An 11378-nucleotide genomic window follows, 5' to 3' on the forward strand; every position below is an offset into this window, starting at 1 on the left:
GGATAATTGATGATTATGTGAAAAACAATTCACTATGGCTGAAATCACCCAAAGCAACTTTAACGCTAAATTGTTCTCCCTGTTCTGCACTCAACTTGAATAGCAAGCTATCGGTTTTATTTGCTCTCGCTTGCACCAAACTTTTTCCTCGCTCGTCCAACACTATCAATTCTACATCTTCGGGCAACATAATTTCGTTTTCTGCCGGACAAAGCTCTACCATAATCTCCAAATCGCCATGATTGGTTGGCATTATTCCCAGCATTAAATTAACTTTTTCTCCGGGTTCCAACTCTACGGTTTTTATACGTTTGATCTGAGTAACACTATTAGCAGGATCGCTAATCTCTAAAGTTTGGGTGCTCCTGAAATCAAACTGGAATTTTTGTCTTGATTCAAACACTTTTTCGGCGGCCTCCCAGCCGATGTCGAAAACATTGTGCAACCACTGAATGAGATGTATTGGTTTGAGTTCGTCCAAGTATTCTGGCTGGAGTTCGTCCAGGTATTCTAGCAGGTTTTCGATCGACTCCAACTTGCTAATTGGAACTTTTTCTCGATCGCCCTTTTTGACAAATCCCAGCAACTTCACCTCTTCGAGGGATTGGGCTATCTCCACGGCAACATAACCGATTCTGTCCGATCGCACTTCTGCCGGAATCGAGACAAACTCTTCACCCTCACGTACAGGGCGGCACTCTAGATTGCCAAGATTTTTGACCTCCAAATCCGCAACATCCATGAATTTCTGGATGACAGGATTCCAGATATTGCTGGCAGCCAAATCAGTGTCTATTTCCATACACTGAAAGTAAAAATCCACTGCGTGTACAGCCAAAGCATTTAGATAAACCTGTTTGGCTTTTTTCGGGTCTGTTTGTTGCTGGGAGAGCTTTTGAGCGCTCAGGTGCGCTGCTGGGGCGATCGGCATTGTCAAAACTAAATCAACTTCTGTGTTATTCATGATTACTCCCTGCTTTTGGTACATAATGTTCTACAAGTATTCTTTGAATCTGGGCGTAAATTTTTCCACACATCTCTGGTAAAAACTACTCAAACTAGAAACATTGACTCCTAACTCATGGGATATATCCTGCCAACTTTCATCTTTTATAACTTTCTTCACCAACAAAAATTTAAAATTGACGTGCGGGTACTTTTTCATCACTTCGCCTTCAAAAAAACCTCCCGGATCTTCTACAATGATATCGCTCAAAGCAGCTTCAAGTTGACAAAATTTATTTTGCAATTGTTGCTTTTGTATTTGATTAAAAACTCGATCCATATCTCCACAGTATTCAATAGAAAACTCTTTTTTACCTATAACTTTAGGCGTAGATTCCTGAAAACATTTAAGCATCAAGAAGTTTACCCACTGGCTGACTGTCTTCTCCGGTCGATAGTTGTGAATTTCGCGGCAAATTCGCAACGTTAAGTCCGATTTGGCTTCTGCACAAATTGCCCGATAAATTTCGGGGGTAAATTTTGTATTTCTGGGAGAGTGAACGATTTTATATTTTTCAACCTCCGCCATAAAATTGGTCATAGCTAGTTGTCGCCCTAAAGTTTTAGGTTGGTGATTTTGAGCAGCTATAGCTAGCTGTTTGAGCCGATCGTCAATTTCATCCTTAGTAGGCATCTCTTATTCCAAGGGTACTCAAAAAAATAGTCGGCAAAGCGGATGCAGGTCGCCGGAGATTGGTTAACAAGCCGATCGAGATTGACTGGCGCGCATCCTCCTGCATAGCCCTCTATTTGTCTATCTGTCGGGATCTGGGATTTTTACGCAAAACTTCTGCAAAAGTTACAAAACTTTACATAACTCGCAATTTTTTGGGTGCTGTCAATGGTGGTGGTGCGTCAGGAATCCAGCAGTGCCGACGTTTCATGCAGAAGAGATTAGGCTTGTTGCTACTTACCAGGAAGAGCCTGGTAATGCTTCTGAGGCGAGGAAGGCTTAGAGGATAGAGAGAGGACTGTAGGAGGTGTTTAAGTTATTAAATTTTCGTTCCTAAGCACCCTACAGCAGATGTTTGGGGTTGGTTTTGGGCGATCGAGCGGCAGGGAAGGCGGCACACGCTACGGGAAATATTTGGCATTTGTCTTGAATGCTATAATCGAGCTCGCCAGCACAGGACGATCGCACTCCCAAAAACGCTTATTACACTCCGAAAAAGATGCTGTCGCCAAATGCGCCGTTAATACCACTGCAAAAAAAATGCAGCTTCAGTCAGTGATTCTCAATCGTTGCAAATCAAAAATGGTATAACTGCCCCAAAACCATGCACCAACAATCCCCGCAGCAGCCTCAAAAACACGCGACTCCCAAAAAACTTAAAACAGCTATTTTTTACTGTTTGACAGCAATATTTTTCTGTTGGAGTACCGCGAACCTGCCTACAATGGCCCAAAACCCAGCCCCAGGTGGGCTTAACGGGCAAGAAATGAGAAATTTGCTCGATCGCGGAAACCTCACCGAAGCCGTCACCAGAATCGAACAAGACTGGGAAGAAGACTATCAAAAATACTTGCAACAAGACTTTGGGGCCCGTGAAAAAACCGCCGAAGCAATATCAAAAACCCTCTCCCGTCTAGCAGTTCAAACCAAGAAAAAACCAGCTTTAATTTACGCCATCCCGCGCACAGACCAACTCGAATTAATTTTAATATTGCCCGATCGCCCGCCAATTCTCCGCAGCGTCCCATCCGCCAAACAAGAAATATTGCTGTCAGCAGTCAAAAAATTCAACAGCGAAATCACCAACCCCGCCAAACTCAGCACAACCAGCTATTTAGAAGGAGCCCAACAACTTTATCAATGGATAATTGCACCCCTAGAAACAGATTTGCAAATAGCAAAAATTGAAACCTTGCTGTTTTGCGTTGGCGAAGGTTTGCGAACCGTACCCCTAGCAGCAATGCACGACGGAAAGCAATTTCTGATCCAAAAATACAGCCTCGCCCGCATCCCCGCCTTCAAATTCACCAACACTAACTACGGCAACCTCAAAAACACCCAAGTCTTAGCAATGGGAGCATCTATTTTCTCGGAAACGGCGAACAAACAACCGCTACCTGCAGTCCCGTTAGAATTAAGGACGATCGTCCAAGAGTGGCCAGGTAAATCTTTTCTCAACGAAGATTTTACCCTCGTAAACTTGCAATCGCAGCGCCTGCAACAAAGATACGGCATCATCCACCTCGCAACCCACGCCGAATTCCGCCCCGGAGCTCCCAATAAGTCTTACATTCAATTTTGGGACACCAGACTCGGACTCGATCAAATGAGAGATTTAAAATGGAACAATCCGCCTCTGGAACTGTTAGTATTGAGCGCCTGCAGAACCGCCTTGGGAGACAAAGAAGCAGAACTCGGATTTGCCGGTTTAGCGCTGCAATCGGGAGCAAAATCTGCCCTCGCCAGTTTGTGGTACGTCAGCGATGCGGGAACTTTGGCGCTGATGAGCGAGTTTTACGAGCGCTTAAAAGTCAACAAGCCGAAAGATCCTCCTATTATTAAATCTGAAGCTCTCAGGGAAGCACAAATTGCTGCGATAGAAGGTAAATTAACCATAAATAACGGTCAATTGCAAAGCTCTAGGGGCGAAGTTTTTTTACCTCTGTCTATCCCTAAACTCGACAGCAAAGATTTATCGCATCCTTATTATTGGGCAGCTTTTAATATGATCGGCAGTCCTTGGTAGGTGAGAGAAAGTAACAGGCTTTTGGGCTGGTTTGACAATAAGTTTATTGAAAATATTGTGGGGGGAGGCTCTTAGCCAGCCCAAAAAGTTAAATCTTTTGGGCCGCACAGCCGATCGCCGATGAGGCGCGCCCAATGTCTAGACTTTGCCCGATCGGCGATCGCGATCGCCATAATTTTATGCAACTATACCTGTAGAGAAACGGCAAAGCCTGAGTCCGGCGCGGGACTCTACCGAGCGCGCCTCTTGACCGAAACAGATGATAGGCTGTACAACTTGACACTCCGGGCGCGTGAACGCGCGGGGATTCTTGGTTCACTGACACACCTTTAAACTATCCATCCTTTCGGCAATATTTAAACCAAAAACCCGTCCGATTGAACGAAGTTTCGAGTCTAATTTGAATAGCCCCAGAGGGCTTGTCTCCCCAAGCGTTAAGGAATCACTTCCCAGGTTCCCGTATGCCATTGGCGTACATCTAACTACTAAGTTTTTGAGTTTTCTGGTATGGGTGCGCGGTGGCTACCCTAGCTATGTTTTTGTGGTGTTCGCTACCCACGAGATATTATTGTTTTCGAGCCAGTCGTTTTGGATGCTCGCCGTGCTAGCGGTTATTCTACCTGTATCTATCTCTAGTGTACTAGACTTAGGGAAAATACTGTCAAGCCTGAAAAAGTTTTCCAGTATTAAAAGCCGTCCTCAAAGGCTTGCCCTGAGCTTGCCGAAGGGACGGGGGTTTAAACCCAGTTTTCTGATAATGTAATTAAAATATCTGTAGCTGTCGCTCAACCAACCACCACCAACCTGCGACCAATCGAGCGGGACGCTTCCAGGGGGAAACAAATATGAAAAAACTAGAATTTTTACTGCAGAAAGAAGGCGATCGCGCCTGGTTGCCCCTAGAAACCGCCGACGTGGAAATTCTAGAAGGCAAATACCGCGTCGTTGCTCGCATCCAGCACCCCAACACCGACATCGAAATTCGCGTCACCTACACATCCTTCGAGGGAGTAGTCCCGCAGCGGAAAGTCCAAAGCCGATCGGCACGCACCAACCCCGAAGGATTAGTCGTGATCATTCCCTACACCAGACTCAAACCGGGAATGTGGGAACTCTCCTGCTTGCCAGATCCTCGATCGACACCAGCAAAACCTTGGCAGTACGGCGTGCAATTGGAAGTATTGCCCGCAGAATCGGAAACCTCCGAACCCCTACCGCCGACGATCGACACCTCAGAACCTGCCACTATCCCCTCAGACTCACAAATCGCAGCACCGGTCGATCGTCCTGCAACCCAACCCCCAGCCCCACCGCAGCCTCCCAAAATCTACCAATTCCCCAATCCCCAAACCACCCCTCCGCCTCCGCCCCAACCCCCAGTCAAACTCGAACTCGAACTCATACTCGATCGAGAAACCTTCGTCACCCAACTCGGCCGCCCCTTAGTCATTTCCGGCAAAATCGACATTTCCCAACCACCCCAAACAACCAGAAAAAAAGCAACTCTCATCTCTGAATCACAAACAGAAGAACTCAAAAAACTCATCGGTTCAGCAGAAATACAAATCTACCTGCGCGACCCCCAAACCTCAAAAATACTCGCCCAAATCCAGCAGCAGATGCCAGAACAACCTCCCCCCTGCATCTTTGCCTGCGTCACCTACATCCCCAGCGAGTGCAAAAGTCGCCTAATTTTAGGAGAAGCAATACTCAGCAGCGGAGGCGTTCCCCTAGCCACCAAACTATTTACAATAACCGCCCGTTTAGAGCACCTTCTAGAAGTAATTAAAGAAAATTTCATCGAAGAAAAGCATCAAGCCGAACTCTCCCCAACAGCCTCAAAACAGCCTCGGAAGACCACAAATTTATCGTTTCTCAAGCTAGTAGAAAAATCTTTAGAGTCTCCATCCCCGGCCGAAGTCTCAACAAACGAGCCCTTACCGCCTCAACTGAATTCCCGCCCAACCGCAAGTGCCGGCGGTCTAGAATTGCCCGCATTCGGTAACAAACTGCCCGAGGGCAGCCGATCGCAATTGCTCGAAGAAATCTCCAATCCCCGTCAAACAGTCGCCGGGGCGATCGACCCACAAACCAAACCCTCAGACATCCCAACAGCCGCAGAAACGGCCGAAGATCGAGCGATCGACAAAAAACCCAAAAACACCCCAGAACCAGAAACAACAGCCCCAGAAACCCCGCCAACAGCCTCAAAACAGGCATTTCAAACCCTAAACGTCGAGAATAGATTTTGGTCGCGACTGAGTTCCCTAGCCAGCAACGGCGAATCCCCCGAATGGCTCAAAGCAACCACCCTGTCGCCAACTCCAAAAGCCGCCAATAGCAGCGACGCCATAGCCGTAGTGGAAGAAAGCAGCCCAACCCAGCAGCAACGGGCGATCGGGAAAACAATTTCCGAGCCCAAATATATTGGCCCGGAATCCAGAGAATTTGTAGTTTTTGACGAGCCCCCACAGCCGAAACAAGTTGCTCAAAAAACCACAAAACTCGAAGAATCAACTGGGCCAACTCCCTACGTTTTGCCAGAAGACGAGTTAGTACCGATGCCCGTCTTAGAATTGCCGCGCGCCCAAATCCTCGCGGGCCAAGCTGTAACAGTGAAAGTGCAACTACCGGAATTGATGCCCCGGATTTATGTGAAAGTTTGGGTATTCGATCGACAAAGCTACCTGATTCTCGACGGGCCGCGCTGGATTACCGAATTTACACCTAACGGCTTGGGAAATGTCCGATCGAGCATCGAGTTAGAAATTCCCTACGGCTGCATGGAAGTCGAATTTGAGGCGATCGCCGTAGAAATGCAAACTCAGCGAGAAAGTCACAAAATCAGCGTTCACCGCCAAGTTTTGCCCCCAGCCGGCCCCCTTTTGCCCCTGGATGAGTGAACCCTGCATTTATCTCTCTCTTCTCTTTTTCTGTGTTCTCTGCGTTCTCTGCGGTTAAAAAATTCCCAAATCAGTAATCGGTCAGAAATCGTAGTTGGTAGCTAACCCTGATTTGGTATTACTGCAAAAAAATCGGGAAATGGAGGCGAGAAATCTCAGAATATTCCCGGTTTATCGCCCCCCGCGCCCAACTTTTTATCTACTTACCAGCCAACTGCCGAAACTTCTTCTTAAACTTATTCTTGTACACGTAGATCGATCGCTGCAAATCCTCAAATTGCAGCGACATCTCAGCCACCAAACCCCTGCAGTTCCAAACATCCTCCTGATACTTGCGGCAGCAAAAATTCATCGGTTCCGAGTAAACTTGAGATGTTGATAAACTCGGCTTCGGGCCGCACCAGTGAATCACAGTCGCCGAGGCGCGATCGCCTACAGGCCCGCTTGATTCCATCAAAAACCGCTTTTTCACCAAATCCCGGTCAAAATCCGGCACCAAAAACTGCATATTCACATTCTGCACCCGCAGCCGACTTTCCCCGGCCGCCCGGAAAATCATAAAGTTTAAAAAAACCATTTCTCCGTACTTAAATATCCCCGAATTTGCAACCGTAAAATCTAAAATTTCTACGTATTCTTTCTAATTAAAATGCCGCACTTAGCAAAAAAGTACCACTGCAGAAATAATTGGCTCGATATTTCGACCAGCTAAAACTGAGGAAATACTTCTCAACACCAGGAATGTCAAATAAAAGTTTGGAAATATCTGCATCCTAATTTTCCTGACAAGGTTGGTCTACAATCAAATCAGATTTCTTAAAATTACCAAACTTGAGAACATCGCCCCAGACGATGGTATCGGCATCCAAAACCAGGAAGTTTGACCAAGGACTTTCCCAAAAGGCAATCATCTTAGTTTTGCTCCAACCAAAACTTTTTTTCCTGAGAACCTCTTAGGAAACCGTTGTGCGATCGATTACTCGCACGCCGTAGGATTTCTCCAAAGCACTCGCGGAAAACGTACCGTCAATCAACAGACAGATGGGAACATCTCCCAAAAAATACCGGATGCTAGCACAGCAATCCTTAGCAAACAGATAATCTTGGTCGCAGCAGGCAATAATAATACCAAAATCTTCCATAACCACTTATTCTTTTACTAAAATCTCCACCCACAGCGTTTGGTTTTTTTGTTCCGACAGCACTATTTTTGAGTTGTGCATTTTCGCCAGCTTAGCATTAAATTCCTGCGATCGCCCTACGCCAAAAACAGCCATCAAATCGCTATAAAATTTGGGTAGAGTTTGTATCTCAAGCAACACAGCATTCTCGGCGCGATTGGATATTAAGCAACACCAATTGCAGCCGCACTCAGAACACCCAAAAATTGTGTTAAAGTAGTGGTTAATTAAACCGGGCGACAGCTTGTCTCAAACATGACGATCGCCCGCGCGAGTCCCGACTCTTGGGATAGTCAGAAAAGCCAAATTGGTCAAGCCAGAAATTTGGCTTTTCTAGGGTACATCTACGAGTTATGAAAGCCGGCTGGCTCCCAGCAGGCCCGAAAATCGCCCCGCCAAAGGTCGCAGGGTTTAAAGTGAGGTTAAAAAGCTTGACATATTTGGCTCGAAAGCTGTATAAGGGAGGCGACAAGCAGCCCCGATCCTATCCTGATAACTGTCTATTAAGTCTGGCGTAACCGAAGACTCAGGGTAGCAGTCAGTTTGAGGCAGATTGTGGCCGAACCCGCACCACCAATTATCGATCGCAGCTACAGCAATTAAAGCAAGTCTGGCGATCGAGAGATGGGATGAACTCCTTGGGGCGTAGGGAGTCTGCCCGGATCGCACGCACCCCGTGCGATGGGAGTGAGGACAAGATGGCTTGTCAAACCTCCATACGCTGCATAAGACCAACATCATTCAAAAATGGTAGAGGCAGCGGCGGTTGAAACGGGAAGCCCAGACTGTATGCTTCGCATAGCGTGTGGGTACGTCGCCCGGTGATGGTATAATCAACCGTAATGTAATGTGGACTTGACCAGAATTGATGCCCTTGCCGTAGAAAAGCCCAGCCCCTACGTTCAAGCGGAAACTAGACACCCCAACTGTGAGTCAGCAGCTATGGAGAGGTTCTATTATATTGGCAGTTATTCTTAGCAGACAAGCAACCACAAAAATTACAAGTTGGGAATTCTCGATCGAGTTGAATAGAGTGTGAAGGTGTGAGGAAAATGAACAGAACTTTTTGGAATTTACTGCTAGTATCCCCCGCTATTCTGGGGCTATCATCAGTTGTCAGTACCGCAGCCCTAGCAGCCGAAGCGACCGCAACCGCTGAAGCCAACCAGCTAGCCACAGCAAAGTCATCCGAATCAAAAATTGCAGCATCAGTTGCAGAATTAGTTGCAGAACCAGTTGCAGCAGCCCCTGCCGCCCCAGAAAAGCTGGCTTTAAACAGCATCGTTCCGGCGGCCCAAACCCCGATCGCCAACTCGGACGACGCACAAAAACAGCCGGAAAAACTGGCAAAAATTGAACCAGAAACCAGCGCAGCAGCACTGCAAACAGCAGAAAGCGGCATCGACTCAGCAGCCCCAATCGCAATCGCCCCCGCCACCACAGCGGCAGCGACTGAACCCGTGGCTGCAGCGAACACAGCCCAACCGTCGCCCCAAGCATCAGACTTGGCAGTGCAAAGCACCCCCACAGACACGGCTGCAAAAATTGAAGAACCGGCTGCCGCCGCTCTCCCCCCAGCTACTGTCCCAGCTACTAAGGTAGAAATTGCTCAGACAGTACCCGGAGGAATGGGCGGCCCGATCGTCCCAGCAACACCCCAAGCCCTGCCGGCACAACAGTCAGGAACCATGTCCCAGGTGACATCGGTCTCTCAACTATCCGACGTAAGGCCGACAGACTGGGCATTCCAAGCCCTGCAATCCCTAGTCGAACGCTACGGTTGTATCGCAGGCTATCCCGACGGCACCTACCGCGGTAACCGCGCCCTGACTCGCTACGAATTTGCAGCCGGCGTCAACGCCTGCTTAGACCAAGTAACCAAACTAATTAGCTCGTCAACAGGTACCTTCGTCACCAAAGACGACTTAGCCATCCTGCAACGCCTGCAAGAAGAATTTGCAGCCGAACTCGCTACCCTGCGCGGACGAGTAGATGGCCTAGAAGCTCGCACCGCAGAACTAGAAGCTAACCAGTTCTCCACCACAACCAAACTCTCAGGAGAAGCCATTTTTCTCGCCAGCGACACCTTCGGAGATGGTGTTGGGCTGCGGGACGACAAAACGGCCACCAACCTCGGCTACCGGGTGCGGTTGAACTTCAACACCAGCTTCAGCGGTCGAGACTTGCTCAGAACCCGCTTGCAAGCTAGAAACATCGCCAACTACGGTACAGCCAACACCGCCGGTACGAACATGGCTCGCCTCGCCATTGACGGCGAAGACGGCAACCAATTCTCCCTCGATCAAGTGTGGTATCGCTTTCCGGTAGGCAACGCTACAGTATGGTTGGGCCCGAAAGGACTGAGGCTCGATGACGTTGCCGAGCTGACTGCTCCCTTGGAAAGTAGCGGCAACGGTGCTCTATCCAGGTTTGGACGTTACAACCCGGCAGTGTTCCGCGGCCCCGAAGGAGCAGGCGCTGCTATCAAATACAACTTGGGCCCAGTGAAAGCCACAGTTGCCTATCTTGCCTCCGACGGCGACTCTCCCAACCCAGCCGACGGCCGGGGCGTTTTCAACGGTTCTTTCAGCGCTTTGGGTCAGCTAAACTTCTCTCTGGGCAAAGTTATTGACATTGGCGCAACTTACACCCGGAAATACAATCGGGGTGGTGATGTTGGCATCATGGGCGGTACTGGCAGTTCCTTGGCTAACCGCCCCTTCGGTCAAACATCCACCGCATCAGATAACTTTGGCGTACAACTTAACTTAAAACCCAGCCGCGGCTTCCAGCTTGGCGGTTGGTACGGTTACACCAAGGCTCACCAAGAACGGGGCGCAGACAATGACGCTACTGTTCAGAACGGTGCTGTTTTCTTGGCGCTGCCAGATTTTGGTAAACCTGGAAACCTCCTCGGTTTTATCGCCGGCATCCCGCCAAAAGTTACTGAAAGCGATGTCGCCAGAGACCGCGACACCTCTTATCACTTGGAGGGTTTCTATCGCTTCCAAGTTAATGACTTTATTGCGGTGACACCGGGCGTTTACGTGATTCTGAATCCCGAAAACAACAGAAATAATGACGATATCTGGGTAGGAGTCCTGCGGACAACCTTTAGTTTCTAAGGTTTCCTGATATCTAGTTAAAACTAAAAGCGGCAGGCGACTGCCGCTTTTAGTTATTGGTCAGTTGGTAGTTGTCAGTTGTCAGTTGTTACAGCACTTCCGGATGTTATGAGGTACAGTAGCAGCAATTAGTAAACCAGTTTTTAAGATGTTTCGGATTAATTAAGTCAAGAGCCACAGCAATTATCGTATCAACCATTTTAGTGGTGGTTGGCGAAAACTGTCGCAATAAAGATTTAAGTTGTGACCACCATAATTCAATCGGATTAAAATAGGCGTGAGTATGGGGACAAACATAAAATAGAAGCACCCACAGATTCAATCATCGATGTAATTGAATCTACTTTATGCGCGGGTAAATTATCAATTCACCTCTACTGCTCCAGACCACAACTGTGGCACTAAACATTGCTCAATAAATACCTCAAATGCTTTGCCATCCATTGAGTTATCCATTGTCATGAG

General features: G+C 48.0%; 10 protein-coding genes. 3 read left to right on the forward strand and 7 right to left on the reverse strand.

The features are described 5' to 3' along the window. Window positions 1–13 precede the first annotated feature (13 nt). Complete coding sequence (locus tag QUA01_RS13790; RefSeq protein WP_333089853.1) at window positions 14–964, reverse strand: DUF1822 family protein; 951 nt, start codon at window positions 962–964, stop codon at window positions 14–16. 30 nt (window positions 965–994) lie between these two features. Continuing rightward, window positions 995–1639 carry a hypothetical protein gene (locus QUA01_RS13795; RefSeq protein ID WP_333089852.1) on the reverse strand — a complete coding sequence of 215 codons (645 nt, stop codon included), beginning with the start codon at window positions 1637–1639 and terminating at the stop codon, window positions 995–997. A 643-nt stretch (window positions 1640–2282) separates the two neighbouring features. Between QUA01_RS13795 and QUA01_RS13800 the strand changes: the two genes are divergently transcribed. Next, the gene (locus QUA01_RS13800; RefSeq protein ID WP_333089850.1) at window positions 2283–3704 is read left to right on the forward strand and encodes a CHAT domain-containing protein; all 1422 of its coding nucleotides are present in this window, start codon (window positions 2283–2285) and stop codon (window positions 3702–3704) included. Window positions 3705–3792: 88 nt separating this feature from the next. Here the strand turns inward: QUA01_RS13800 and QUA01_RS13805 are convergent, their stop codons facing one another. After that, the gene (locus QUA01_RS13805; RefSeq protein ID WP_333089847.1) at window positions 3793–4023 is read right to left on the reverse strand and encodes a hypothetical protein; all 231 of its coding nucleotides are present in this window, start codon (window positions 4021–4023) and stop codon (window positions 3793–3795) included. Between the two features lie 526 nt (window positions 4024–4549). Between QUA01_RS13805 and QUA01_RS13810 the strand changes: the two genes are divergently transcribed. Continuing rightward, on the forward strand, window positions 4550–6607 hold the full coding sequence (locus QUA01_RS13810; protein ID WP_333089845.1) for a hypothetical protein: 2058 nt from the start codon (window positions 4550–4552) through the stop codon (window positions 6605–6607). Window positions 6608–6806: 199 nt separating this feature from the next. Here QUA01_RS13810 and QUA01_RS13815 read toward each other — a convergent pair whose 3' ends face one another. The 4 genes from QUA01_RS13815 to QUA01_RS13830 form a co-directional block, all read right to left on the reverse strand. Next, entirely contained in the window at window positions 6807–7184 is a 378-nt protein-coding gene (locus tag QUA01_RS13815) for a hypothetical protein (protein WP_333089844.1), read from the reverse strand. A gap of 196 nt (window positions 7185–7380) precedes the next feature. After that, a complete protein-coding gene (locus QUA01_RS13820) occupies window positions 7381–7518 on the reverse strand; it encodes a hypothetical protein (protein ID WP_333089842.1) in 138 nt (45 codons plus the stop codon). Between the two features lie 42 nt (window positions 7519–7560). After that, window positions 7561–7749, reverse strand: a complete 189-nt coding sequence (locus tag QUA01_RS13825; protein WP_333089841.1) for a hypothetical protein — start codon at window positions 7747–7749, stop codon at window positions 7561–7563. Window positions 7750–7755: 6 nt separating this feature from the next. Next, on the reverse strand, window positions 7756–7929 hold the full coding sequence (locus QUA01_RS13830; RefSeq protein WP_333089839.1) for a hypothetical protein: 174 nt from the start codon (window positions 7927–7929) through the stop codon (window positions 7756–7758). 911 nt (window positions 7930–8840) lie between these two features. Here QUA01_RS13830 and QUA01_RS13835 point away from each other — a divergent pair. Further along, on the forward strand, window positions 8841–10913 hold the full coding sequence (locus QUA01_RS13835; protein ID WP_333089837.1) for an iron uptake porin: 2073 nt from the start codon (window positions 8841–8843) through the stop codon (window positions 10911–10913). Window positions 10914–11378: the final 465 nt, after the last annotated feature.

Source organism: Microcoleus sp. S36a_B3, assembly GCF_036700745.1.
GTDB lineage: Bacteria > Cyanobacteriota > Cyanobacteriia > Cyanobacteriales > Microcoleaceae > Microcoleus.